This is a genomic window from Micromonospora sp. NPDC047756, assembly GCF_055587245.1.
Map to the genome: position 1 here is coordinate 11,391 of NZ_JBVJGQ010000010.1, position 24,702 is coordinate 36,092.

General features: G+C 67.2%; 22 protein-coding genes and 2 pseudogenes. 17 read left to right on the top strand and 7 right to left on the bottom strand.

Going from position 1 to position 24,702, the window contains the following annotated elements; genetic code table 11:
* Positions 1 to 44 precede the first annotated feature (44 nt).
* From ACZ6NZ_RS29400 to ACZ6NZ_RS29425, 6 genes and pseudogenes are all read left to right on the top strand, one after another.
* On the top strand, positions 45 to 881 hold the full coding sequence (locus tag ACZ6NZ_RS29400) for a ComEA family DNA-binding protein (protein WP_465861150.1): 837 nt from the start codon (positions 45 to 47) through the stop codon (positions 879 to 881).
* Positions 878 to 3,166, top strand: a pseudogene (locus tag ACZ6NZ_RS29405) (ComEC/Rec2 family competence protein); the annotation flags it as partial. The gene ACZ6NZ_RS29400 and the pseudogene ACZ6NZ_RS29405, both read left to right, overlap by 4 nt.
* Positions 3,167 to 3,225: 59 nt before the next feature.
* Entirely contained in the window at positions 3,226 to 4,734 is a 1,509-nt protein-coding gene (locus tag ACZ6NZ_RS29410) for a recombinase family protein (RefSeq protein ID WP_465861151.1), read from the top strand.
* A gap of 425 nt (positions 4,735 to 5,159) precedes the next feature.
* The gene (locus ACZ6NZ_RS29415; protein ID WP_465861152.1) at positions 5,160 to 6,113 is read left to right on the top strand and encodes an AAA family ATPase; all 954 of its coding nucleotides are present in this window, start codon (positions 5,160 to 5,162) and stop codon (positions 6,111 to 6,113) included.
* A 419-nt stretch (positions 6,114 to 6,532) separates the two neighbouring features.
* Positions 6,533 to 6,688 (top strand): HNH endonuclease, encoded by a 156-nt coding sequence (locus ACZ6NZ_RS29420; protein WP_465861153.1) that lies wholly within the window; start codon positions 6,533 to 6,535, stop codon positions 6,686 to 6,688.
* A gap of 407 nt (positions 6,689 to 7,095) precedes the next feature.
* Positions 7,096 to 7,827, top strand: coding sequence for a DUF4145 domain-containing protein (locus ACZ6NZ_RS29425; protein ID WP_465861154.1), 732 nt, complete (start codon positions 7,096 to 7,098; stop codon positions 7,825 to 7,827).
* 38 nt (positions 7,828 to 7,865) lie between these two features.
* Here ACZ6NZ_RS29425 and ACZ6NZ_RS29430 read toward each other — a convergent pair whose 3' ends face one another.
* A complete protein-coding gene (locus tag ACZ6NZ_RS29430; RefSeq protein ID WP_465861155.1) occupies positions 7,866 to 8,543 on the bottom strand; it encodes a recombinase family protein in 678 nt (225 codons plus the stop codon).
* 396 nt (positions 8,544 to 8,939) lie between these two features.
* Between ACZ6NZ_RS29430 and ACZ6NZ_RS29435 the strand changes: the two genes are divergently transcribed.
* The 6 genes from ACZ6NZ_RS29435 to ACZ6NZ_RS29460 all read left to right on the top strand — a co-directional run bounded on the left by ACZ6NZ_RS29435 (position 8,940) and on the right by ACZ6NZ_RS29460 (position 14,198).
* Entirely contained in the window at positions 8,940 to 10,112 is a 1,173-nt protein-coding gene (locus ACZ6NZ_RS29435; RefSeq protein ID WP_465861156.1) for a DNA cytosine methyltransferase, read from the top strand.
* 23 nt (positions 10,113 to 10,135) lie between these two features.
* On the top strand, positions 10,136 to 11,080 hold the full coding sequence (locus ACZ6NZ_RS29440) for a hypothetical protein (protein ID WP_465861157.1): 945 nt from the start codon (positions 10,136 to 10,138) through the stop codon (positions 11,078 to 11,080).
* Positions 11,081 to 11,111: 31 nt separating this feature from the next.
* The gene (locus ACZ6NZ_RS29445) at positions 11,112 to 11,546 is read left to right on the top strand and encodes a very short patch repair endonuclease (RefSeq protein ID WP_465861158.1); all 435 of its coding nucleotides are present in this window, start codon (positions 11,112 to 11,114) and stop codon (positions 11,544 to 11,546) included.
* Between the two features lie 54 nt (positions 11,547 to 11,600).
* On the top strand, positions 11,601 to 12,245 hold the full coding sequence (locus ACZ6NZ_RS29450) for a hypothetical protein (RefSeq protein ID WP_465861159.1): 645 nt from the start codon (positions 11,601 to 11,603) through the stop codon (positions 12,243 to 12,245).
* Positions 12,246 to 12,445: 200 nt separating this feature from the next.
* Complete coding sequence (locus ACZ6NZ_RS29455; RefSeq protein ID WP_465861160.1) at positions 12,446 to 13,588, top strand: hypothetical protein; 1,143 nt, start codon at positions 12,446 to 12,448, stop codon at positions 13,586 to 13,588.
* 328 nt (positions 13,589 to 13,916) lie between these two features.
* Positions 13,917 to 14,198 (top strand): hypothetical protein, encoded by a 282-nt coding sequence (locus tag ACZ6NZ_RS29460; RefSeq protein ID WP_465861161.1) that lies wholly within the window; start codon positions 13,917 to 13,919, stop codon positions 14,196 to 14,198.
* 737 nt (positions 14,199 to 14,935) lie between these two features.
* On the opposite strand, the gene ACZ6NZ_RS29465 is transcribed toward ACZ6NZ_RS29460, so the two are convergent.
* From ACZ6NZ_RS29465 to ACZ6NZ_RS29480, 4 genes are all read right to left on the bottom strand, one after another.
* Positions 14,936 to 16,630: a type IV secretory system conjugative DNA transfer family protein gene (locus tag ACZ6NZ_RS29465; protein ID WP_465861162.1), complete on the bottom strand. Its 1,695-nt coding sequence runs from the start codon at positions 16,628 to 16,630 to the stop codon at positions 14,936 to 14,938.
* A gap of 157 nt (positions 16,631 to 16,787) precedes the next feature.
* Positions 16,788 to 17,417: a DUF2637 domain-containing protein gene (locus ACZ6NZ_RS29470; RefSeq protein WP_465861163.1), complete on the bottom strand. Its 630-nt coding sequence runs from the start codon at positions 17,415 to 17,417 to the stop codon at positions 16,788 to 16,790.
* On the bottom strand, positions 17,414 to 17,560 hold the full coding sequence (locus ACZ6NZ_RS29475) for a hypothetical protein (protein WP_465861164.1): 147 nt from the start codon (positions 17,558 to 17,560) through the stop codon (positions 17,414 to 17,416). The genes ACZ6NZ_RS29470 and ACZ6NZ_RS29475 overlap by 4 nt, the downstream gene beginning before the upstream one ends.
* Positions 17,557 to 18,144, bottom strand: coding sequence for a helix-turn-helix domain-containing protein (locus ACZ6NZ_RS29480; protein ID WP_465861165.1), 588 nt, complete (start codon positions 18,142 to 18,144; stop codon positions 17,557 to 17,559). The genes ACZ6NZ_RS29475 and ACZ6NZ_RS29480 overlap by 4 nt, the downstream gene beginning before the upstream one ends.
* An 89-nt stretch (positions 18,145 to 18,233) precedes the next feature.
* Here ACZ6NZ_RS29480 and ACZ6NZ_RS29485 point away from each other — a divergent pair.
* The 3 genes and pseudogenes from ACZ6NZ_RS29485 to ACZ6NZ_RS29495 all read left to right on the top strand — a co-directional run.
* Positions 18,234 to 18,470: pseudogene (locus ACZ6NZ_RS29485) on the top strand (hypothetical protein); the annotation flags it as partial.
* A 148-nt stretch (positions 18,471 to 18,618) separates the two neighbouring features.
* Positions 18,619 to 19,599, top strand: a complete 981-nt coding sequence (gene holA, locus ACZ6NZ_RS29490) for a DNA polymerase III subunit delta (RefSeq protein ID WP_465861166.1) — start codon at positions 18,619 to 18,621, stop codon at positions 19,597 to 19,599.
* Positions 19,596 to 20,018 (top strand): hypothetical protein, encoded by a 423-nt coding sequence (locus ACZ6NZ_RS29495; protein ID WP_366611917.1) that lies wholly within the window; start codon positions 19,596 to 19,598, stop codon positions 20,016 to 20,018. The genes holA and ACZ6NZ_RS29495 overlap by 4 nt, the downstream gene beginning before the upstream one ends.
* Before the next feature lie 191 nt (positions 20,019 to 20,209).
* Here the strand turns inward: ACZ6NZ_RS29495 and rpsT are convergent, their stop codons facing one another.
* On the bottom strand, positions 20,210 to 20,476 hold the full coding sequence (gene rpsT / locus ACZ6NZ_RS29500; RefSeq protein ID WP_030491765.1) for a 30S ribosomal protein S20: 267 nt from the start codon (positions 20,474 to 20,476) through the stop codon (positions 20,210 to 20,212).
* 350 nt (positions 20,477 to 20,826) lie between these two features.
* Positions 20,827 to 21,870, bottom strand: coding sequence for an aminoglycoside phosphotransferase family protein (locus tag ACZ6NZ_RS29505; RefSeq protein ID WP_465861167.1), 1,044 nt, complete (start codon positions 21,868 to 21,870; stop codon positions 20,827 to 20,829).
* On the opposite strand from ACZ6NZ_RS29505, the gene ACZ6NZ_RS29510 reads away from it, so the two are divergent.
* Positions 21,869 to 22,405 carry a DUF4240 domain-containing protein gene (locus ACZ6NZ_RS29510; protein WP_465861168.1) on the top strand — a complete coding sequence of 179 codons (537 nt, stop codon included), beginning with the start codon at positions 21,869 to 21,871 and terminating at the stop codon, positions 22,403 to 22,405. The genes ACZ6NZ_RS29505 and ACZ6NZ_RS29510 overlap by 2 nt on opposite strands.
* A gap of 116 nt (positions 22,406 to 22,521) precedes the next feature.
* Positions 22,522 to 24,399 (top strand): translation elongation factor 4, encoded by a 1,878-nt coding sequence (gene lepA / locus ACZ6NZ_RS29515; RefSeq protein WP_465861169.1) that lies wholly within the window; start codon positions 22,522 to 22,524, stop codon positions 24,397 to 24,399.
* The last annotated feature ends 303 nt before the right edge of the window (positions 24,400 to 24,702 follow it).

A 24,702-nucleotide genomic window follows, 5' to 3' on the forward strand; every position in this document is an offset into this window, starting at 1 on the left:
CTGGTGACCGTCCACCGCCCGGGCCGCCGCCATAGCGTCGCGCTGTGTCACACGACGAGGAGACAGCGGTACGCCTGCGCCTGCGCCGGCTCACGGAGACGGTCGTCGCACCGCCGCCCCGGCCGGAGACGCCGCTCGCGGGCGTGCCCCCGTCGTCCCTGATCGGTGCGTTGCCGGCGGACGTGTTGTCCTCCCCGCGCTCCCTGCCGGTCGTGGAACCGACTGCGGACGGCCCGGCGGTCCGGCCGGGGTCGCGGCTACCCGGCCCGGGCGCGTTCGACCCCGGGCGGCGGGGTGTCCGGGCGTTGGCGGTCGTCGCCGTGGTGGTGGTGTTGGGCGCGGCCGGTTGGGCCTGGCGCTCGCGGCCGCAGTCGGAGCCGGTCGCTCCGCTGGTCACCGAGGCCGCGTCGGCAGCACCCTCGGGTGACCCGAGCGCGTCCAGCTCCGGCGAGCTGGTGCTGGCGGTCGCGGGCAAGGTCCGAAAACCCGGTCTGGTACGCCTGCCGGCCGGCTCCCGGCTCGCCGACGCGGTGCAGGCGGCCGGCGGCGCGCTCCCGGGGGTCGACGTGGCGCTGCTCAACCCCGCCCGCAAGGTCACCGACGGTGAGCTGATCGTGGTCGGTGTGACGCCACCGCCGGTGCCGGGCGGTGCGGCCGGGCCCGCGGCGGGCGGTGCGGCTCCCGCCGCCGGGCCGCTGAACCTCAACACCGCGACGCTGGCGCAGCTCGACGCGCTGCCCGGCGTGGGGCCGGTGCTCGCCCAACGGATCCTCAGCCACCGGGATCAGCACGGCGGGTTCAAGTCCGTCGGCGACCTACGCCAGGTCGACGGGATCGGCGATGCCCGTTACGAGCAGCTCAAGGACCTGGTGACGGTATGAGCGAGCACGTCGTCGCCGCTGATCCACCGCAGCTCGGTGGGCCCCAGCCCGCCCTGTCCGCCGTGTCGGCTCGGGCCGTGTCGCCGGCTGGGACTGCTCGGGCCGTGTCGCCGGCTGGGACTGCTCGGGCCGGGTCGCCGGTTGGCGAGGCCCGGTCGGAGCCGCCGGATCTGCGCCTGGCGGGGCTCGCCGTGGCGGCCTGGCTCACCGCGCTCGCCGGGCTGCACCTCGGCAGCCGCGTGATTCTGCTGGTGGCCGGCGCGATGGCCGGTCTGACGGCAGTCGGTGCGGTGCACCTGCTCGGCGGCCTCGGCCGTCCCCGAGCTGTGGCGCTGCGCTACGGGTGGGTGGCCGTGGCGGTCGGCCTCGGTGTGGTCTGCGGGGGTGCGGTCACCGCCGCCCAACTCGCCGTGCGCGACGCGCCGGCGATCCGTGCCCTCGCCGAGCAACGCGCGCCGGTGACCGTCGACCTGGTGGTCCGCGACGATCCGCGCCCGATCCGGAGCGCCGGGCGACCGGGGATGCTGCTGGTGTCGACCGAGCTGGTCCGGCTGACCGGCCCGGATGGTCGACGGATCCACGCGTCGGTACGGCTACTCGTGCTGGCGACCGACCCGGCGTGGCGGGGCCTGCTGCCCGGGCAGCGCCTCACCGTCGACGGGCGGCTCGGCGTTCCGCGCGGAGGCGACCTCACCGCAGCGGTGCTCAGCACCAATGGCCCACCGGACCGGCACGGCAAGCCGTCCTGGGCGCAGCGCGCCGCCGGGACGCTGCGTACCGGGCTGCAACGGGCCTGCGCGCCGCTGCCCGACGACCCCGGTGGGCTGCTGCCCGGTCTGGTGGTGGGCGACACCAGCCGACTCCCACCCGCCGTCGAGGCGGACTTCCAGGCCACCGGGATGACCCACCTCAATGCGGTCTCCGGCTCCAACGTCGCGATCGTGGTGGGTGCGGTGCTGTTGCTGGCCCGGTGGTCGCGCGCCGGTCCGTGGCTCGCCGCCGCACTGTGTGGGGTGGCGCTGGTGGGGTTCGTCATTCTGGTCCGCCCGTCGCCGAGCGTCGTACGGGCGGCCACGATGGGAGCGATCGGGCTCGCCGCGCTCGCCGCCGGCCGACCTCGGGCGGCGCTGCCCGCGCTGGCCGCCGCCGTGACGGTGCTGGTGCTCGTCGACCCCGAGTTGGCCGGCGATCCCGGGTTCGCCCTCTCCGTGCTGGCCACCGGTGGTCTGCTGCTGCTCGCGCCGCGATGGCGGGACGGACTGCGTCGGCGAGGCGTACCGCCTGGGCTGGCCGAGGCGTTGGCCGTGCCGGCGGCTGCCCAACTTGCCTGCGGCCCGGTCGTCGCCGGGATCTCCGGCACTGTGAGCCTGGTGGCGGTGCCGGCGAACCTGCTGGCGGTGCCGGCCATCGCGCCAGCGACAGTGCTGGGTGTGCTGGCGGCAATCGTGTCGCCACTCTGGCCGGCCGGCGCCGAGTACGTCGCGTGGCTGGCGAGTTGGCCGGCCTGGTGGCTGGTGGTCATCGCCCGGCACGGAGCCCGACTGCCCGGTGGCACCCTGCCGTGGCCGGGCGGGGTGCCCGGTGCCCTGCTGCTGACCGGGCTGACCGTCGCGCTGCTGATCGCGGTGCGCCGGCCACTCGTACGCCGGTTGGTGGCCGTGGTCGGGGTCGCCGCCGTGCTGGGTGCCCTGCCGGTTCGACTGGTAGCCGCCGGCTGGCCGCCCACCGGGTGGGTGGTGGTGGCCTGCGCGGTGGGGCAGGGCGACGCCCTGGTGCTCCCGGTCGGCCCCGGCCGGGCCGTGGTGGTGGACGCCGGGCCGGAACCGGGTGCGGTCGACGGTTGCCTACGTCGGCTCGGCGTACGGGAGGTGCCCCTGCTGGTGATCAGTCACTTCCACGCCGACCACGTGGGTGGGGTGGCCGGGGTGTTCCGGGGACGGCGGGTGGGTGCCGTGCTGACGCCGTCGTCCAGCGATCCGCAGAGCGGTCGGGACCTGGTTCGGGCGGTGGCCATCGGCGGGCGGGCCGCACTGCTGACCACCGTGGCCGGCGCTCGTCACCCGGTGGGCGGGGTCGACCTGCTGGTGCTCGGCCCGCCGTACCCGTTGGCCGGAACCAGGTCCGACCCGAACAACAACTCGCTGGTGCTGCGCGCCACCGTGGCTGGGGTGCGGATCCTGTTGGCCGGCGACGCGGAGACCGAGGAGCAGCACGCGATGGTGACGCGGGCGGCCCCCGGCCAGTTGCGGGCGGACGTGTTGAAGGTCGCCCACCACGGTTCGGCGTAGTGTCGGATGCTACCTTACTTTCCCCCTCCACCCCAGCAGCAGACGGAGCAGCAGCGATGCGAGCGGCAATCTACCTGCGGATTTCGAAGGACAAGAGTGGCGAAGCGGAGGGTGTCGAGAGGCAGGCAGAGGACTGCCGTGCTCTGATCGATGTCAAGGGCTGGACGCTGGTTGAGACGTACACCGACAACGACAAGTCGGCCACCTCTGGTCGCCGTCGGCCAGACTTTGAGGGGCTGCTGCAAGCCGTTGAGCGGCAGGCCGTTGACGTCATCGTGTCTTGGAACGCCGACCGTTTGTACCGCACCCCAGCGGACAGGCTGAGGGTGGTGGAGGCATGTCGGGAGCACGGCGTCTCGCTTCACCCTGTGCGTGGTACCGGGATCGACATGACTACCCCGAATGGCCGGATGCTCGCCGGCATGCTCGGCGAGATGGCGTGGGCGGAAGTCGAGAACAAGAGCGATCGGCAGCGGCGTGCCAACCGGCAGGCAGCAGACAAGGGGAAGCCGTGGATGACAGGCCCCCGTCCGTTCGGTTATGACCGGCGAGACGGCAATCTGCTGCCGCATGAGACTGAGGCCCCGTTGGTGCGGGACGCGTTCGCTCTCATCACCTCGGGTGCTTCGCTCAACTCGGTAACCAGGATGCTCAACCGGGCTGGTGCTCGCACCAGCCTCGGCAACGAGTGGCGACACAACAACGTCCGGGTGATGCTGCTCAACCCGCTGTACGCCGGTCTGCGGGCGTACGCCGAGATGCCTCCGCTCGGATCGAAGCTGTCCGCTCGGTCACGTCCGCCCGTCGAGAAGCGGAAGTTAACTCCGGGAACGTGGGAGGCGTTAGTTCCCGAGGACGTGTGGAGGGCATCGCTAGCCGTGCTGCGCGACCCTGCGCGGACGACCAACGTCGGCAACTTCTCGGCGGTGCGGCACCTCGGTAGCAACCTGTTCCGCTGTGCACGCTGCGAGGACCAGGTTGGCACGGAGGCTGACGCCAAGCGGAGCGGACAGCCCGTGATGGGCGTCAACTACACCAACCCTCGCCGGAGCGGCGAGCAGGGGCACCGGATTTACAAGTGCAAGCGTTGCCACGCCAGCAGGCGAGCCGACCCGATCGATGAGTTCGTGGGGAAGGTGTTCGCTGCCCGGCTTGATAGAGACGACATTGCCGACCTGGTCGCCGTTGAGGCAGAGAGTGGCCCAGACGTAGCTGGCCTGCGGGGCGAGGCTGGCGAGCTGCGGGCTCGGCTCGATGTGCTTGTGGAAATGTTCGGTAAGGACGAGATGACACGCGATCAATTCACCGCGGCGAACCGACGCGCACGGGACCGGCTTGCCGAGGTTGAGGGTCAGTTGACCGACGCGGGCAGGGGGGACGTTCTGGCCGGTCTGCATGGCCCGGGGGCAGGGCAACGTTGGCTCACCGCGGATGACATCCAATGGAGGCGAGCGGTACTCGCCGCTCTGGTTGAAGTGGTGTTGAAACCTGCCAGGACGGGCAGACCGAAGAAGGGCGAGCAGTTGGACCCGACGGCCGTCGAGTTTCGGTGGAGGCAGCTCTGACGGCAGTAAACGGTGAAGCCGAGGGCGTTACGAGCCGTGCGAGAATCAACGAGTGAGGGCCTGTTGGCGCTCGATAGACTCCTCAGGTGACCTGGTAGCAGGTACAAGCCAAGTTGTTTAAACGGGCCTCAACGGGCCTGTTTACTGTCTCTACCGCAGTAAGCCGTTTAAACGTTTACCTCTGCCGCTAGGAGGTTCAGCCTGTCCACTTTTAGAGGCCGCGTATTGAATCGCGGCGGATCAAGCATGCCCAGAAATGAGTGGGAGGAGTGCGTCAGGCGCATCGCTGATGCCGCTCCACCCCTTTCGCCGGAGCAGCGAGTCCAACTAAGAGGACTGTTTGGGAGGGCTCGATAGAGCCAGGCTCTACCAATCCGTTGTAGACGTGTTTCCTTAACCCCGCCGAACAAAGGAGGTCCCTGAAGGTGGTGGCTCTTAAGCCCGCTTCCTACTGGAAGAGATTGGATGACGAAACACCGTCTTTCGTGATTGACGGCCTAATTCACTCTGACGCGACAATGATTACCGGCAGGCCGAAAGCCGGAAAGACTAACCTGACGGCTGCGATGGTTTCCGCTATCGCCAACGGTGAGCCGACTTTCCTTGGCCGGAAAGTTAACACCCACGGCATCGTGGTTGTGGTCTGCACTGATCCCGGGGAAGCTAAGAAGTGGGGTCGGCGTGCGTTCAACTACGGGTGCGTCAATCGGGTATTCGTGGCGTCGTTTGCGGACGTTGAATGGGACGCCTTCATCCCGGAGGTTGTCGCGGCTGCTCCGGCCCTTTTCGTGTTTGACAACATTCTTGGTGCTACCACCGGGAACAGCAACCAGGGGGAAGGGGCGAGCGAGGTTCTGATCTATCTTGACCGGGTGATTGCCAAAGGCATCCCCACGTTGGCGCTACACCATGCCGGTAAAGATTTCATGAACTACACGCCCCGCGGTCCTATGGGTCACACCAAGTATGCCGCTTGGATGCGGCATAACGTGGATGTGCTGAAGTCTGGCGATGGGACCCTATCCCTTGCGATCAACGGCAACGAGAGTGCCGACGTGGCCCTGTCTGTCGGCGTCGCCTACCACGGGGACACCCTCACAGCCTCTTACGAGGTGCTGAGGGCGCAGGTCAAGGAGGATAGGCGGCCCCGCGGAGCCGACACCAAGGAGCGGCGGCAAGGGCTTTTTGAGGAAGTGGCTGGGGATTCCGCCTACATGAACGCTGCCAGCAAGGTTGACGTGGGCAGGCTGCTGCACACGTCCAACCCCGGGCGTTGGCCATCTGAGCAGGCCGCCAGGGTCGCGTTTGATCGTGCTGCTAAGGCCGTGCACGGGGTGTACGTCAACGGCAAGGGCTGGACCTTGCCCAAGGCTGCATGAACAGGTTGAACGCCTGAACCCCTTCCCTTTAACCCATCCCGTCCGTGTTCACTCTTGAAGGGCGGCTTGGAGGGCCGCCCTTTCTCCTTGGTGATTGAAACGACAAGATTAGTAGTTGTGGTGGGCCCGGTATCTCCGGGCCCAATCTAACTCATTAATAGATAACTGCCCTGTCGTCGCTGACTGCGACGTCAAGTTAATTCCCGCAACGGCATCGAGGATCGGCGGTCGGCCGATCCGTTTAGGGAGGTTCTTTGTCCTTCACCACTTGTACCAAGTGCAAGCGGCCTATCCCGCTTGGCAGTGGCAGTCGTTGCCCTGGCTGTAAACCAAAGCGTGTCCACACGCTGTCAGCGTCTCAGCGTGGCTACACCAGCGAATACCGCCGTAACCGAACCCTGGTCCTGGCGGACGGGGCCATGTGCACCTTGTGTCGACGTCGGCCCGCAACCACCGCGGACCATGTCGTGCCGCTGAGTAAGGGTGGTACCAACGAACTCGCGAACCTGCGGCCTGCGTGTGGGTCCTGCAACTTCGGCCGGGGGAACCGTGCCGGCCCCACTGGGGCCCTGTAGGCGCACAGCGTGTCCGCAGCCATCCTGTCAGGGGCGGATACGTTGTCGTCCATGGCGGTTACTGACGAGCGTGGACGAACGCTCTTCTGGGTGTGCGGCGGGTGTGATGAGTACGTGGTTGTTGGGTTCGAGTCGAAACCGGGCTGGGGCCCGCCCGGGGCCCCAGTGCTCGCGGATGACGTTGTAGCAGTGCAGGATGATCGAGGAAGCCTGCGGCTATGGCACCGCTCCTGCACTTCGCCCCCGGGTCGGGCCTAGGTATGGGGGAGGGGTCGAAACTTTGGGCGACTTACCTCCCGGACCCATGTCTTTAGGCGCATGTGTGTTCCTGTGATTGCCCCGGGTTTGTGGGAATTCCATTTGATTATTTGGTCGCGCTGTGGTGGGTGATGAGTTAGTCTCCCATCATGCATCGACTTCTCACTAAGCTGGCTGACTGGATTGTCGAAGATGACTGGCCTGAGACTGCCTGCCCCTTTTGCCTGAACGTCACCCTCTCCGTTCAAGCGATCGAGGACCTACCAACAGCAAATTCGGTAATGCTTCAGCAGACGCATCCGGCGTGGGAGCCGGATTGGATCGATGGCAAATTTCGCGGAGTGTTGCATTGCCATGCGAAGCGATGCGGTGAACTCGTATTGGTGACGGGCGAGATGCGAATCATCGAAACCACCACCAATTACGACGAGCAGGGTTATGAATCAGCATACTTGCTTCGATTCGCGCAGCCCTCGTTGCCGCTGATGCGGTTCCCCGATGATTGTCCAAAGTCGGTTCAGAGTCACGTTGAACAGGCGGCGTCTCTGTTGTGGGCCGATGCAGGTGCGACTGCTGGCCGGTTACGTTTCGCAGTTGAACAACTCTTGACCGAGTTGGGCGATACGTCGAAGCGGCCTTTGGCTCGGCGGATTTCCGATCTTAAGACAACGAAACCCGATGTAGCCGAAACGCTTGAAGCGGTCAAGTGGCTGGGCAACCAAGGCGTCCATGAGCAGACCCTAACCGTGGGCGATGTCCTCGATGGCGTCAAGCTGCTGGAGCACGCGCTGGAGCTGCTGTATGAGCACCCACAGATGAAGGCTTTGGCTGTCCAAATCAACGCGGACAAGGGTATTCGAAAGCGAACCGCGCACCCGTAAAGGCTCTGACAACACCAAGGAAGAGTTGGCTGGGACGGCTATGCAGCTGGCTGCGCCTCCTGCGAGGCAAGCACGGCCTTCACCGTGGAGGGGTACCACTTCTTCCCGCCCTGAGCGGTTGGGACGCTCTCAGCGTTCAATTCACGGGCAATGCCGGCAAGGCTCTTACCGTCCGCGTGGTCGTGCACAACGCGGCTACGAACCTTCGCCGGAAGCGATGCCGGACGGCCGAGACGGACCCCGGCAGCCTTCTTCGCGGCCAGCCCTTCCTTGGTGCGCTGACCAATGATGCGTCGTTCCCACTGAGCGGCAGACGCCATGACGGAAGCGAGGAATTCACCCGCCGGGGTGGAAAGATCAATGCCAAGGTCGAGGGCAATCAGGTTCCACCGCTTGGCGCGCGCCCTGTCCATCAGGGCGGCGAAGTCGATCAGGGACCGGGAAAGCCGGTCCAGCTTGGCGACCACCAGCGTTTCAGCCTGCCGGGACTCCACCAGCTCCAACGCCTCCGCCAAGCCCTCACGGCCTTCTACAGACTTGCCGGATACTCCGGCGTCTTCCTTCCACGCCACGATGGTCCAGCCGCGCCGGTCCGCCTCCGCCTGAATGGCGGCCCGCTGCGCCGCAAGGCCGGCACCGGACTCGGCTTGTTCCTCGGTCGAAACCCGAAGGTAGGCAACAGCGGTGTTCGCGGGGGCGTTCTTGATCCTCGGCATACTCATCATCATACAGCAAACGACCGTTTGGTGTATGAAGCAAGGTGGCTCCGGGGCCTCAGCTTGTCTGAGTGACTTACCTCATCTGCCGCGCCTGCCGAACGATGCGCCGTAGTTCTCGGAGCCGTTCGGCCACTCCCGCCGGGTCGGCCCGCAACTCCTCTTCGCCGTGCCTCCTGCCGAGGTTGCGAAAATGATCTCTAGCTTCATGGCTAATACCCGCCATGCGATGCCTCCTTGTTCACCCTCTGTGCGCGTCCGACAGCTTAGGGCTGTCCAGCACTACCGCCAGGCCAGGCGCACGGTTGAACTTCTAGGCAACCCGTCCCTAATCCGGCCTGCGACACCGGCCACGGAGGATCGACCTACGCCGGGATTTGACTTAGGGTCGCCAAGGTGAAGATCGCACCAACGCTGACGAGTGTTCCTACAGGGCCAGACACCTCCAAGCCCAGAGCCGCGGAGTTCTTCGCCGGCATCGGCCTTGTGCGCCTCGGTTTGGAGAAGGCCGGCATCAGCGTCGTGTGGTCCAACGACATCGAGCCCGCCAAGGAAGAGATGTACCTCGGCCACTTCGGCAAGGACGATGGCCATGTTTTCGAGCCAGGTGATGTTGGCAAGGTCAAGGGCAGCGACATGCCGCCGAGGCTTGACCTGGCGTGGGCTTCCTTCCCCTGCACCGATCTCTCGCTCGCTGGCTGGCGTCGAGGGCTCAGCGGTAGCGAGTCCTCAACTTTCTGGGGCTTCACCAACGTTCTGAGGGAAATGGGGGGGAATGCTCGTCCCCCAGTCGTCGCCCTTGAGAACGTGGTCGGATTCGCCACCAGCCATGGGGGCGAAGACCTGGCGACCGCCATCCGGGAACTCAACGATCTTGGCTACTCGGCAGACGTGTTGACCCTCGACGCGCGACGCTTCGTGCCGCAGTCGCGTCCCCGCTTGTTCGTCGTCGGGGCACAGAACCCGCCGCCGGATGAGCCGGTTCCCAACAGTGAGCTTCGTCCTGACTGGCTCCTAGCCCCCTTCGGTGACCCCTCCCTGAGGACGCACCGGGCCGCGTTGCCCGCCCCGCCGCCCCCGCGAACTTCTGGGCTCTCTGACCTTGTGGAGCGAGTTGGGCCTGACGGCTGGTGGGAGGACAAGCGCCGTGATGCCTTCATCGCCTCCCTGTCGCCGATTCAGGCGGAGCGGCTTGAGAAGCTGAAAGCGCAGAAGACCCACACGTATCGGACGGCCTACCGGCGGACACGGAACGGCAAGCCAACTTGGGAGATTCGCCCCGACGACATCTCTGGATGCTTGCGCACCGCCCGCGGTGGCTCGTCCAAGCAGGCTGTGGTTGAGGTCGGTAGCAATCAGGTCCGTGTCAGGTGGATGACTCCCCTTGAGTACGCACGCCTGATGGGGGCTGGGGACTACACGCTCAAGAACCTCCGAAGCAACCAGGTCCTCTTCGGCTTCGGGGATGCTGTCTGCGTGCCCGTTGTCTCCTGGCTCGCGAAGCACTACTTGCTTCCCCTCATGAACGGCGAAATGCAGCCGCGCCAACTCGTTGCTGTCGCGGGCTGACCTTCAGCAAGGAGAGCGGGCAAATGGAGATCCAGGGCAGGGACATTCGAGATACGCTCCCGTGCAGTCACGACTTTCCCTCCGACAGGATCGGGGCGACCAAGAGCATTCTGCGGAACCTTTCGGAAACAAGTCCTGACCTTCTCCATTCAGCAGACATCCAGGAAGAGGACTGGCTTCCCCTGCTGCGTGCCGCCATCGAGAGCATGCGCGGCGAGAGTTCCGCCAATCCGGTGGATAAGCAGCGATTCATCGCCGCCGTGCTTCAGTACTGCCAGCAACAGAAGGCAATTGAGTCGTGGGGCTTCATCGGTAGTGGTGGCCGCCAGGACTATCGAGTCTCACTGTCTGATGGCACGACGGTGGCGATCGAGGCGAAGGGCTGCCTCGACGGCAACAACACCGCAATCTGGGATCGCCCCAGTTGGGCAGACGAATTCGTGGTCTGGGGCCTCTGCCCCGAAGGCCTGGCGAAACCACCAGGCAAGGGTGCGTGGTCGGGCATCGCGACTCGGCTGATGCCGAAAATCGTAGCCGAGCGAAAGGTGGTTGACGCCTTCATTCTTTGGGACGGGCGCTGCGGCTCTGCCAGGCGCATTTGCCCCAAAAGCTTCGGGGTCGATGGGTCGTTGAGGTCGCAAGCTACGGACATTGTGGGACAGGCCGGCAAGGCAGCATGGATCCCCCCGCCGTGTATTTACCTGTTCCCAAGGTCGTATCCGACGGTCCCCCATAACCGCAAGCCGGCTATCCATACAGTCAACACCTCGCGATTTTCCCGCGCCTTGCTGGGGGCATTCAATGTGCCCGAGAACAAGCAGGCGGCTTACGTTCATTCAGTAGAGGTAGAGGCAAGGGGAAGCAGCGAGGGTACGGAGATCCAGGTGAAGGCTGTCTCCCGCTGCTGGCCCGACGGCGACGACCGAGTTGTGTCGGGCAGGTGGAAGCCGGTCAGGCGAGAGGCGTGAAGGCCGAGACTTGGCGCATACCAACGCGAGCATGGCGGATAGTTCCTGGGCCTCGACTCCGGCTGTACGTCGGTCCATGCAGTCAAACCGTAGCCGCGACACTAAGCCCGAGCTGTTGTTAAGGCGTGCCCTCCATGGGCGTGGTCTTCGCTATCGCGTTTGCGCTAAGCCCCTGCCTGATCTCCGCATGAAGGCGGACATAGTTTTCCGACCTGCACGGGTGGCCGTGGAAGTCCGCGGCTGCTTCTGGCATGGCTGCCCGGAGCACTATCGGAAGCCGTCTGCCAACAGCGGCTATTGGTCGGCCAAGGTGGCCCGCAACGTCGCCCGGGATGAGAAGAACAGCAAGGCCCTCGCCGCGGCTGGGTGGCTTCTAATTTCGGTTTGGGAACATGAAGACCCCGACGAGATGGCTGCCGTCGTTGCCGCTGCTGTTTCCAGTCGACGGCGTAGGACCTTAAGGTAGGCAGGCGTCAGCCGGGGAAGGTAGCGCGCCCTGGTCGATTCCAGGAGATGCGGTATGAAATTTGCGGACTGGGTGGCGGTGTACGGTGCGTTGGTGGCGACCGCCGTTGCCGTGTGGCAGGGCGTCACATACTGGCAAGATCGGCGGCCGAAGCTGCTGCTGACCAGCAAAACCGTCTTCGATCTTCTCGGTGAGGGTCGTTCTGACAAGTACGTGGAAGCCTTAGCGACTGCCAGCCCGGAGCTCTTCGCAGAGATCATGGGGTTCGAGTTCACGATTGTGAACGTCGGCCGTGTGAAGGTCCACCTACGCGACTTGGCGCTTGACCAGAGCGCACCACCCCGATCGTTCAGCCTCAAGCCCTCCGCCGCCTTCCCTCGCTGGATCGAACCGGGCGAGGCGATCGTGATCGTGCCTACGGCCGAGGACATGGCAGGCGTTGACCTCACGGCGGACGTACGCGTACGTCTGACGACCTCTACCGGCCAGGAGTTGTACGAGAACATCCGGGGGTTTGATGCCGCCTCGGCCCGAGCGTTGAGTGCTCAGGTCCTAGATGGGACATACCTCAACAACTTGCAGGCGAGTATCACCGCGATGCGGTTGCACTTGCGCGAGGATTCGTCGCCGTCTCCTGAGGAAGCACCGGGCGAGGAGCGGATTTTGCCGAGCCCTGCTAGAGACAGCGATGGGCCGTAGACGGCAATTGGTCAGGTTGGTGACGAAGTGGGGAGCCGGGGTTGCGCAGCTTTGAGCGACTGGGCAAAGTGGCTAGCCACTGATAGCTACTGATCCGTTGCACAGCGCCAGACCGCGGGAAGTATCACGCCACGGGGGAGATTCGTGAAACCAACCCTGACCGTCGGCTGCCATCATGTGCGCCGCAGGGGCCTGCTCCTTTGGGCGTACGCATCGACGAGCGCGAGGCCGCCGGCATGAGCGGCTTCTACGTAGACCCAGCGGGCATGGATGGTCTTTACGGCCTGCTCCATCGGGCGTCCGGGGATGCGGCAGACGCGCACGGCTACATGACCCGGCATTGTGATCTGGCCTTCGACCAGCAGGGCCTTCTCTTCATGCTTGCAGGCCCTCATCGGACGGCCTACCGACGGATGGCCGAAGGGCTAGAGCGGCTCAAGACGCTGTCTCAGGGTGCCGCCACTCAGGTCAACCTGGCGCAGCGCGAGTACGCGACCTCTGATGAGTCGTCCGCAGCGCGGTTGGACAAGACCTATCCGGGTGCCCACGACTCGTCCACTTTGCGCAGCACGCTTGCTGGCCCCACCAGGCCCGACCTCTGGCCGACGGCCACCCGCTCACCCTTCGCCGACGTGGCCGATCCTGCGGCACGGCTGGTCCCGCCGAACTACGCCACCGGCGTCGAGATGTTCCAGATAAACCCGCTCGCTGACCTCGTCAGCCCGGCAGCTTGGCTGCGTCAGACGAGCGTTTGGCTGTTCGGTGAAGACCCGTTCGAGGGTTGGGGCAAGGCATTCAGCGGTGACTGGGACTCGTACATTCACTGCGCTGCCGCTTGGCGGATCATCGGCAACGCGATGGACGATCTCGGTCGGAACCTCATCACCGGAGCGGCGGACGTCCCGTCCGTATGGCGAGGCAACGCAGCAGAGGGGGAGCAGGAGTATCAACTCTCTCTCGGCTCCGCAGCTCGCGCCCTACATCCTGCCTGCGATCAGTACGCAGCCCTGTACAGCCGGGCAGCCGAAGCAGCGAAGCAACTTCACTCCGTGGTCACTGGGCTGATTACCAAGCTGATCGACGTGCTGATCATCGTCAACGCCAGCGCGGTGGTTGGCACGGCCACCATCGAAACAGGCGTGGGCCCGGTTCTCGGCTACTCAGTGGCGGCTTGGTACGCCTGGCAGGCGTACGACTTGTACAACGAGATTTCGACGTACTTCGGCAACGCCGAAGCGACTTTTAAGCTCATCGCTGGCTCTATCGAGATGGTTAAGGTTGGCATGGAGGTGGCGAGACTGCCTGACTTGAAGCCGTATCACCACCCCGCCGTGGGGTCGTGATGACGGACGACATCACCCGGGAGCCCCTTGCCCGTGCCGTGCTTGCCAAGTTGGCTCGCAGCAGAGGTCCAAATGACCCCCTTGGTTCACTGGCCCACACCGTCCTGAGTGGTGAGGCAGACCTCCGCACGGCGGCCTCCATGTCTTGGCATGGCACGGCCTTGCATGCCGAGTTCGCTGAGGCAATGGCCCGTCGTGATGCCATGTCACCAGAGGAGCGAGCCGAGTTAGAGCGGCAGGCTCGACTGCTGCACAATGCTGCCGACTTGGCGTTTCCAGACTCGGACGGCACGGCCGGCCCGGACCGCCCTGAGGAGGACTGACCACGATGAGCGTTTGGAAGCGGTGGAGGATCGCCTTTCCGCTGCTCGCCCTCAGCCTGCTGATGTTCGTACCGGCAGTGTTCGGCGCGTGGGCTTGGTGGTCTGAGAACGGCGCGGCGTACCGCGTGTTATCGATCATCATCTGCGTGGTCGTCGCCGGCTGCGTAGGCATCTCCCTGTCCGTCGGCATCAAGCGGACTGAGGATGTGCCATGGCTCCGTATCGGGCTCGTCGCCCTGGGCGTGCTCGCTACCTGCGGGCTCGCCGTCGTTCGGGACTCGGTCTGATTGAGATGGGCAAGCTCTAGCGGGCCGTGATCCTGCCCAGCCTGGGTTTCTACTGCGGCTGAAATCCTACGAGGTCTGCACAGTCGCTGCGACTGGATCATCCCAACCTCGCGTAACTGACGCGGCTTGTTTGGTGCCGCCGGCGGCCCGTCGGCATGGACGTGAATCCTTGGCGTGGTCCGCACCTTTTCGCGTCTATCGAACGCATGTTCGATCATGGTGCTCGACGCACGGACGAGTCGGGTCGGCCCGGTATGGTGTCTCCAGCGTATCGAAGTCACGTACTGGCCCTTGAGGTCAAGTTGGGCACGGACGGGTGGATCGTCCTCCCGCCGGCGGGGGACGAACCTTCTGCCCAACTACCGACCCATGAAGGGATGTACGTGACAACGCGGCGCAAAGGGCCCTCGCGGCCCAGCAACGAGAACCGGCGGACCAACGCCAACCGGTGGTGGGATGTCGGGGAGTGGGTGGCACTGATACTCAAGGTGCTCGCCTACGCCGTCGGCCTTGCGGTGACGCTGGTCGGCAATGGGTGCGGGCCCAACTGACCTGATCGGTCAGCCGGGCCCACATCGAACGGGAAGCGGCTCCGACTCACGCCTGCGAAGCTGCGGAGTCTTCCCTCACGCGGGACCCTGGAAGCCATCCAGGGTCCCTTTGTGACATCTACCGTTGAGAAGCAGACTACCGTCGGGGGGCGATTAAATGCACGACACGGTGTACTGCATTTACGGTCAACCTGGCGGGAGGCTTCCCGACACCCACGCGACGAGGTCCTGACGCGCGTAGAGGTCGGCGTTGCCGTCCTTGCCTCGCGGCGTGGGTACCTCGCCGACTCCGCGCTGTAGTCGCTTCTTGGCTGCGTCGAGCTTCCACGGGATGACTCCCGCCTCGGTGGCCTGACGCAGCGTCAGGAAGTCCCCGACAGGGCTTGATAGGCGGCTGACCTCGGAAGTCCCTGAGGACCGGGGACATGCAAGCTCCCGAGCCTCCGCGGCGGTCAGGTACGCGACCTGTGTCTCAGTCGCCTGACCACCGATGACGATCTGCCATCGTCCGAGCGTCCGGGACGCGCGGGGCATCGCAGCCTCAGGAACCAGCATCTTCCAGTTGTTTGCCGTGTAGCGGGCGAGGCAGCGAACCCCAAAGTTCTCCCGCGCTTCCGGGCCACCGATGGCGCGTGCGGTGAGCATCTGGGCGATAGCCAGCACGTTGACTTTGGCACTGCGCCCCATGAACAGCAGATCGGCTAGAGCCGACACGGCAGGCGACCGTTTCGGGTCGCCTTTGCTTCGAGCGTCAGCCCAGAAGTTGACGAGCTGCCCGATGGTGGCGTTCAACTCTTCGGCGATCACCAGGACCCGGGGACCGGGGTTCCAGTCTTCCGCTTCGTGCATCGCCAGGTTGTTCCGCTCGTCGGCGAGAGCGGCGAGGCGGACCAGGGCGTCATGCATCTGCGCCGGCTTCGTGCAGTAGTCGACCCCGGACAACCCGAGGGCCCACCGATGGGACCCCTTGCGGTCGAGGATGACCACCCGTCCGCCCCGGTTGAGCACCTGGACGGCAACCAGCTCGGCAAGCACGCTCTTGCCCGCTCCCGTGCCCGCACTCACCGCGATGTGGGGAGAGTCGTCGCGCAGCGACAACGTGACGGGGCGATCCCCGGCACCCTGCCCGATGTAGAACTCCCATTCAGCCAAGCCGGCAAGGTTGGCGGCCACCTGCTCGGCACCGACCCGGGATGGTGGACGCTTACGAACAGTCCACGTAGCGGTTACCCGCGGCCCTACTTGGTGCCACGTCTCCACCAAGTCAACAACGGGAATCTTGCTGCCCACGATTGAAGAGACGAGCTGCCGTTGCTCCCTGGTCAGATACGGGGTATCGGCTGTCAGTTCGATACGCGGTCCCTTGTCCGGGTCCGCGGGACGGCGGAACACCGCCAGCCGGGACGTGATCGGCTTCGCCTGCCGCTGTGCCGCCCACGCGGCCCGCTGAGCGCGCTCAGGAAGCCACCGGATGATCGGCTCCGCGTTCTCCCCGTACCAGAGGCGTACGGCCTTCTCAGCCGGACTGAGTGGCTTGGCCAGCCGGGGCGTGAGGTTGCCCAACGACGGATCAACGTGGAGGCGTATGCCGGTCTGTAGACCCATCGCGGGGACGAGAGCTGCCAGAGTCGGGGCGACGTACTCCCGGTTGAACAGGCGCATGGTGAACCGTCGCCTGAGCCGGTAGACGGTCACCAGGACAGCCGAGCCGATCAGTGAGCCGACCTGCTCAGGCTGAGCCACGGCCAGCGCAGCCGTAGCCGGCACACTGAGCCTGATCACCTGACGCTGCCAGCCGGCGAGCCGGCCCGGTCCCCGGTGCCGGTACGGGTAGCCAGGTTTGCCGCTGAGCGGCCTACCGGAGAGGTACCGATAGGCCACCCGCGACACGGTGTGCTTGCGCTGGAGCTTGCGGAGAGCCCGCTCAAGCTCAGTCATGCCGTCACCCCCGTCAGCTCAGGTGCACGCTCGCTGACGACAGCCGCCGCAGGCTGCGCCGGGGAAGCCGAGCCGGTTGAACGGGTGGGGCGGTAACGCTTCACGGTCGCCAGGGACACCCCGGCAAGCTCAGCGATGCGGGCATGAGTCGCCCCGGGCTCGGCGAGGTGAGCCGACATGATCCGGTCAGCTGAGTGAGCGACCGGGGGACAGGCTTGCGGCTCGGCTCACTGGCCCGCTTGACCCGCTGAATCTTGGCCGGCTCAGCCGGCTCGGCGGCAACCGGCTCGGGGGTCGGCTCAGGCTCGACGGCAACCGGCTCAGCGGTGACCGGCTCGACCGGGGCAACCGGCTCAGGGTGGATCAGCTTGCCTCGACGGCTCAGCACCTCGACGGCGATGAGGAACGCCACCGGGGGAACGGCGGCAACGGCACGGGCAGTCCAGGTCGGGTGAGCCGATGCCACGTTGGCGGCAAGGGTGGCGACGATGCCGAACGCCACAGCGAGGCGAGCGGACAGGCGAGGCTTCCGCCCGCTGCGCTTGTCGTCGAGCATCGCCAGCGTGCCAACCAGGATCAGACCATCGATCGATAGCGGGAGCACGGCAGCAACCGAGACATGCTCGCCAGCCTGCCGAGCAACCTTGAAGATGTGGGAAAACGAGGCGTAGCCGGCGACCAGCGCGACCAGGCCGGTGGTCAGGCGAGAGGTAACAGAGGTGATGTTCACGCTGCGGCCTCCTCGGTCGCGGGGGCGGCGGGGGTGCCGTCGTGCTTCTGGAACAGGTGCCGAGCGACCAGGAGCGGAACGACCATCGAGGCCGGACCACCGATCAGGATCAGCACCAGGGCGTAGGCGGCCGTTTCGTTCATCGCCCACCAGCCAGAGCCTCGGAGCGGCACGGGCCGCAGTTGTGGGCGAGGGAACCCCGGTGACGCGGGCAATGGTCGGTACCGCTGGTGGGCGGCAGGGCCGCCCCTCGACGCTCGGCGTACGGGTAGCCGCTTGTGCCGGGGTTGGTGTTCTTGTTCTTCGGGTTCTTCGGAAGGAAGCGACGCCAGTCCCGGGCGCTTGCGTCCGTCTTCTTCTTCCCTTGGTCTTCACCACTTCGGGTGTCAGCCAAGGTGTCACCCCTGGTGCCCTGCTCTGTCACCCCGGACGGCTGATCTGTCACCCCGGCGGGCTGGTTCGTCACCCCCTGACCGAGGACCAGGCGGTAGACCCGAGTCGCGATGCCGGCGACCTTGGCGACGACCAGGCGGCCGAGCTGAACCAGCTTGTTGAGAGCCCGTTGCACGGTCCGCTCAGAGCAGCCGGCGTACTCGGCGAGGGTGGCGACGGACGGCCAGGCGTGGCCTTCCTGGTTGGCGTGGGCAGCGATGGCGATGGCTACGGCGCGCTCGTTCTTCCCGAGATCACGGGTCGCGAGCAGGGCCGCCTTGACGGCTACACTCATGGCTGATCGGGGTCCTGTCCCGGTCGAGGGCCCGGGGCTCAGGTGTTACAGCACCTGCCGGGCCCGTTTTTGTCGGTACCCGCCGCGCTCATGCGTCGGCGTACCAGGATCAGGGTTTCCTCGATGCGGTGCGGCCGGCGGTGGCACTCGTGCCGGTGGGCACGGGTAACACCTACGGGCACCCGAGTCCGAGGATGCTCGCCCACCTGGGCAGGAGCGGCGTGCGGGTGCTGCGTACCGACACGGACGGCGACGTGGCGGCGGTCCGGACGGACGGTGGTCTGGCGGTGGCCCGGCGAGGTGTACCCGCCGGCCGGCAGCCCTGACCCCCGTGGGACGACGGGCCACCGACCGATCGGGCGACTTGCGGATTAAGGAGGCAATTGAGTTGGATGTCTGGATTTGCGCTGTGTGCGGGCTGCGCCGATCAAGCAGCGAATGAGCAGGCACGATCCCGCCGCAGGCCGTGCGAATATGGGCGGCGTGACCCCCGCCAGCCTCGCCCCCATTCTGCTCGTCCTCGGTGACGAGGAGCTCCTCGCCACGCGCGCGGTCACCGAAGCTGTCGCGAAGGTTCGCAGTGTCGACCCCGGGGTGGACGTCCGCGAGTACCAGGCCAGCGCGCTCACCGTCGGCGAGATCGCCGAGATGCTCAGCCCCTCGCTGTTCGGCGGGCGGCGGCTGCTGATCCTGCGCTCCGGCCAGGACGCCCGCAAGGACCTGGTGACCGCGCTGTTGGCGTACGCGAAGGATCCCGACCCGGAGGTTCAGCTGCTGGTGCTGCACCTGGGCGGCGCCAAGGGCAAGGCGTTCGCCGACGGTCTGCGGGCGGCAGGCGCGACGGTGGTCCCGGCCGCCAAGCTCAAGGGGCACCGTGACCGGCTGGCCTTCGTCCGCGACGAGATCCGCCGGGCCGGCGGAAAGTGCACCGACGACGCCGCCGAGGCGCTCATCGCCGCGGTCGGCAACGACCTGCGTGAGCTGGCCGCCGCCTGCTCCCAACTGGTCGCCGACACCGATGGGCGGATCAGCGCCGAGACGGTCTCCCGTTACTACCGGGGTCGGGTCGAGGTGACCGGCTTCACGGTGGCGGACGCCACAATGGTCGGCGACGTGCCGGCGGCGCTGGAAGCACTGCGTTGGGCCCTGCACGTCGGTGTCGACCCGGTGCCCATCGCCGATGCCCTGGCGGACGGGGTGCGGACGGTGGCCCGGGTGGCGTCGGCCGGGCGGGGTAGCCCGTACCAGCTCGCCAGCAGCCTCGGAATGCCCTCCTGGAAGATCGAGCGGGCGCAGCGGCAGGGGCGAGGCTGGACACCGGAGGGCCTGGTCCGGGCCATGCAGGTCGCCGCCGAGTGCAACGCGGCCGTCAAGGGCGGCTCCGACGACCGGGCGTACGCCCTGGAGCGTGCGGTCTTCTCGGTCGCGGCGGCCCGGCAGGGCAGCGCCAGGTGACGGGGGCGAACCGCCCGGCGTGGGCCACCATTCCCGTGGACGAGGCGCGTTACCGGCCGCTCTACGCCCGGCTCCTCGGCCTGCGGTTCGTCAACCCCGGCGGCGTGCTGTGCTTCCTCTTCTTCGAGGGTGCCATCGCCCTGGCGGTGCTGCTGGCCCTCGCCGAGTTGGTCAGCTGGTGGGCGGTGCTGGTGCTGCCGGTCGTGGTGGCCGCCATGGTGAAGCTCAACGACATGGTGGCCGCGATCGTGGTCCGCTCCGCCGCGCTCGTGCCCGAGCAGGAGCGGGACCGGTTTCGCCGGCAGATGGAACCGGTGGTCGGCCGAGCCCGGGTGGAGTGGATCTCGCACAGCGTCCCCGGCGTGGTGATCACCGCCGACCCGGTGCCGCCGCCCCGGCGGGCCAACCCGTCAGACTGAGCGCCGACCCCGTCAGGGCCCTCGTTCCGCGACAGCCGGCTCGGTTGAACGCGACGGTCGGCTCGGTTGAACGCGACGGCCGGCTCGGTTGCCCGCGACGGCCGGCTCGGTTGAACACGGCTGGCCTTTGAACACACGGAAACCCCGGGCCTGGGCCCGGGGTTTTCCGAATCAGTCTGACTGTGAAATCGTCAGGCGGAGAGCGACACCACGCGCTTCGCGATCGCGGACTTGCGGTTCGCGGCCTGGTTGGAGTGGATCACGCCCTTGCTGACGGCCTTGTCCAGCTTGCGCGAGGCGTCCAGCATGAGCGCGGTCGCCTTCTCGACGTCACCGGCCTCGGCAGCCTCGTGGAACTTCCGGACGGCGGTCTTCAGCGACGACTTGACCGACTTGTTGCGCAGCCGGGCCTTCTCGTTCTGCCGGTTGCGCTTGATCTGGGACTTGATGTTCGCCACGCGACAGCCTCGTCTTGATAGCTCGGGTTGGTCAGCTTATTGCACATGATGACGAACGTGCGTCATCGCTGCGCGAAGAGCCAGGTTACCAGGTCGCCCGGGACGAGCCAAAACGGCTCGGCCAGAGCGCGGTTCATCCGGGCTGTGGGAGGTCCACCCGGGCGCTCGATGCTTGATCAACTCGGCTTCCTGGAAACCGGGGCAACCCAGCGTGGCAGACAACCCGACTTCAAGGAAGTCGAGTCGATCAACAGCCACCGGCCCGCCGAACCCGCCGAACCCGCTCGGGCCGCCGGGGCCGCGAGCCGGGGCCGCGAGCCGGGGCCGCGAGCCGGGGGCGCCAGGGCTGGTCACTGCCAGCCCTGGCGGTGAGCCAGCCAGTCGAGTGACTGCTCGCCGCTCCACCGCTGGTGGGCGGGTAGGTGCGGCGAGGCCGTCGGCGGTGCCGCCGCAGCGCCGGTGAGGTAGTAGCCGGCCAACGCGGCCAGGGTCGCGTCCAGCGCGTCCGGGGGCGCGCCCGCCGTGGCCGGGTGCCCGGCGAAGAGTCGGTCCGCGTCCAGCCCGCTGGCGTACGCGGTGAGCAGCAGGCCGGCCACGTCGAACCAGGCCGGCCCGGAGCAGACCCAGGTCCAGTCGCAGAACCAGGCTCGGCCGTCCGGGTCGATCAGCACGTTGTCGACCCGCAGGTCGCCGTGGATCAGGCCGGTCGCTCCGGCGGCATACCGGGGGAGGAGGGATTCCAACTCCACCAGCTCGGGCAGCCGGTCGAGCAGTGGCTCGGGTAGCGGCGGGGTCGGCTCCCGACCGGCCGCGACCTCCTCCCACCAGAGGATGTCCGACCGGGCCAGGTCGGCCAGGTGCGGCAGCCCGAGCGCGGTCAGCTCGACCGGCGGGTCGGCCAGGGCGGCGGCGATCCGCGCGTACCCGGCGAGGGTGGCGTCCAACTCGGCGGGCACCCAGGGCAGGTGCGGGGTGTGCCCGTCGACGGCGTCGGTGCAGAGCACGAACCAGCCGGCCGCGGCGAGGGTCCACCGGGGGCGGGGCGCCGGCAGGTCGGCCGGCAGCCGGTCGAGGATCGCGGCCTCCCGGGCGTACCAGTCGACCAGGTGCGGTTGCTCGGCGGCGGGCGCGGCCTTCACGAAGGCCCGACCACCGTCGGCGGTGTCGAGCACGGCGGCGAACCCGCGGGTGAAGCCCGCGCCGGCGACCCGGGCGGTGACCACCGGCGCGCCGAGCCGTTCGGCGACCGCGGCCCGCAGCGCCGCCGGTAACGCCGGCCACGACGGGCGCAGGGCGCTCGCGTGGTACGGCGGCAGCGGGGGAGAGGACATCACACCATGCTGCACCGGGGTACGTGCGCGACGCACGGCGACACTGCCAGACTGCCAAGCCATGAGGACCGAGGACTTCTGGCAGCTGATCGACCAGGCACGGGCCGGCGGCGGGGGTGAGCCCGGCCCGGTCGCCGCGCGAGCCGTGGCGTTGCTCGCCGAGCGCGCCCCGGAGGACATCATCGGGTACGCGCGGCACCAGACGCGGGTGCTGGCCGCCTCGCACAAGGCGGATCTGTGGGGTGCGGCGTACCTGATCAACGGTGGTGCCTCGGCTGAGGGCTTCGAACACTTCCGGGGCTGGCTGATGACCCAGGGACGGGCCGTCTTCGCCGGCGCGGTCACCGAACCGGACTCGCTGGCCGAACTGCCCCAGGTGCGGGCGGCGTCGCTCAGCGGCGAGGAGTTCTCCGCCGAGCAGATGCTGTCGGTGCCGTGGGACGCGTACCGCAAGGCCACCGCGACCGAGTTGCCGGCGGACCGCGACCCGGTGCGGACGCCGGATCTCAATGACTTCTGGGACTTCGACGACGAGGAGGAGGCGCGTCGCCGGCTGCCCCGACTGGCCGCGCTCTTCGTCGAGCCGCCGATGGAGTGAGGGGTCCTCGGGCCGTTCCATCGCCCGCGCAGTGGGCGCACCCCGGCGGCGTGGGAACATAGAGGGGGTCGGCGACGCGCCGGCCTGTTCACGTCAGCCGACCAGAACGGACCGCTGTGCCACCGAAGCTCGATCCCGGCGCGAACGCCCCTGGTGCCACCGACCCCGGTCGCATCCGGAACTTCGGCATCATCGCCCACATCGACCACGGGAAGTCGACCCTGGCCGACCGGATGTTGCAGCTCACCGGCGTGGTCGACCCGCGGCAGATGCGCGCGCAGTACCTGGACCGCATGGACATCGAGCGCGAGCGCGGCATCACCATCAAGAGCCAGGCCGTCCGCATGCCGTGGGCCATCCGTGAGGGTGAGCGGGCTGGTGAGCAGGCGGTGCTCAACATGATCGACACCCCGGGGCACGTGGACTTCACGTACGAGGTGTCCCGGTCGTTGGCCGCCTGCGAAGGTGCCGTGCTGCTGGTCGACGCCGCGCAGGGCATCGAGGCGCAGACCCTGGCCAACCTCTACCTGGCTCTCGAGAACGACCTGCGCATCATCCCGGTGCTCAACAAGATCGACCTGCCGGCCGCGCAGCCCGAGAAGTACGCCGAGGAGTTGGCCCACCTGATCGGCGGAGACCCGGCCGACTGCATCCGGGTCTCCGGCAAGACCGGCGAGGGCGTACCACACCTGCTCGACGAGATCGTCCGGCAGTTCGTGCCGCCGGTCGGTGAGGCCGAGTCGCCCGCCCGGGCGATGATCTTCGATTCGGTGTACGACGTCTACCGCGGCGTCGTCACGTACGTCCGGGTCATCGACGGCCGGATCAGCGCCCGCGACCGGATCAAGATGATGTCCACCGGCGCCGTGCACGAGCTGCTGGAGATCGGGGTCATCTCACCCGAGATGGTCAAGGCCGAGGCGCTCGGCGTCGGCGAGGTCGGCTACCTGATCACCGGTGTGAAGGACGTCCGGCAGTCCCGGGTCGGTGACACCGTCACCATCAACGGCCGGCCGGCGGCCGAGCCGTTGGGTGGCTACAAGGACCCGAAGCCGATGGTCTACTCCGGCCTCTACCCGATCGACGGGTCCGACTACCCCAACCTGCGCGAGGCGCTGGACAAGCTCAAGCTCAACGACGCAGCCCTCGACTACGAGCCGGAGACCTCCGGCGCGCTCGGCTTCGGCTTCCGCTGCGGCTTCCTCGGCCTGCTCCACCTGGAGATCATCCGGGAACGGCTGGAGCGCGAGTACAACCTCGACCTGATCTCCACCGCGCCCAACGTCGTCTACCGGGCGATCACCGACGACGGCGCGGAGATCGTCGTCACCAACCCGAGCGAGTACCCCACCGGCAAGATCGCCGAGGTGTACGAGCCGGTGGTGCGGGCCACCGTGCTGACGCCGAACGACTACGTGGGCGCGGTCATGGAGCTCTGCCAGGGCCGGCGCGGCACCCTGCTCGGCATGGACTACCTCTCCGCCGACCGGGTGGAGCTGCGCTACACGCTGCCCCTCGCGGAGATCATCTACGACTTCTTCGACCAGTTGAAGAGCCGTACCAAGGGCTACGCCTCACTCGACTACGAGCCCTCCGGAGAGCAGGCGTCCGACCTGGTGAAGGTGGACATTCTGCTGCACGGCGAGCCGGTGGACGCGTTCAGCGCCATCGTGCACAAGGACAAGGCGTACAACTACGGCGTCACCATCGCCGCCAAGCTGCGCACCCTGATCCCGCGCCAACAGTTCGAGGTGCCGATCCAGGCGGCCATCGGCAGCCGGGTCATCGCCCGGGAGACCATCCGGGCGATCCGCAAGGACGTGCTCGCCAAGTGCTACGGCGGCGACATCAGCCGTAAGCGCAAGCTGCTGGAGAAGCAGAAGGAAGGCAAGAAGCGGATGAAGATGGTCGGCCGGGTCGAGGTGCCGCAGGAAGCCTTCATCGCCGCCCTCTCCTCCGACTCCGGCGACGGCAAGGCCGCCGGCAAGAAGTAGTTCGCGCCGCCGTACGCGCCCGGGTGCCGTCCGCGCCCGGGCGCGTCGCGTTTTGCGACGGTGTGCCCGCCTGGGTGCGTCGCGTTTCCGCGGTGTGCCCGCCTGGATGCGTCGCGTTTCGCGGTGTGCTCGCCCGGGCGTGTCGCTTCCGTGAGGGTGTCCTGGCCGGTCAGCGTCGCGTTTTCGGGTTGTGCTCGCCTGGGCGCGTCGCGTTTTCGGGTTGTGCTCGCCTCGGCGCGTCGCGTTTCGGGGTGTGCTGGCCCGTTCTGACCCCGGTGGGCCGCCGTCTGCCGCCGCCCAGCG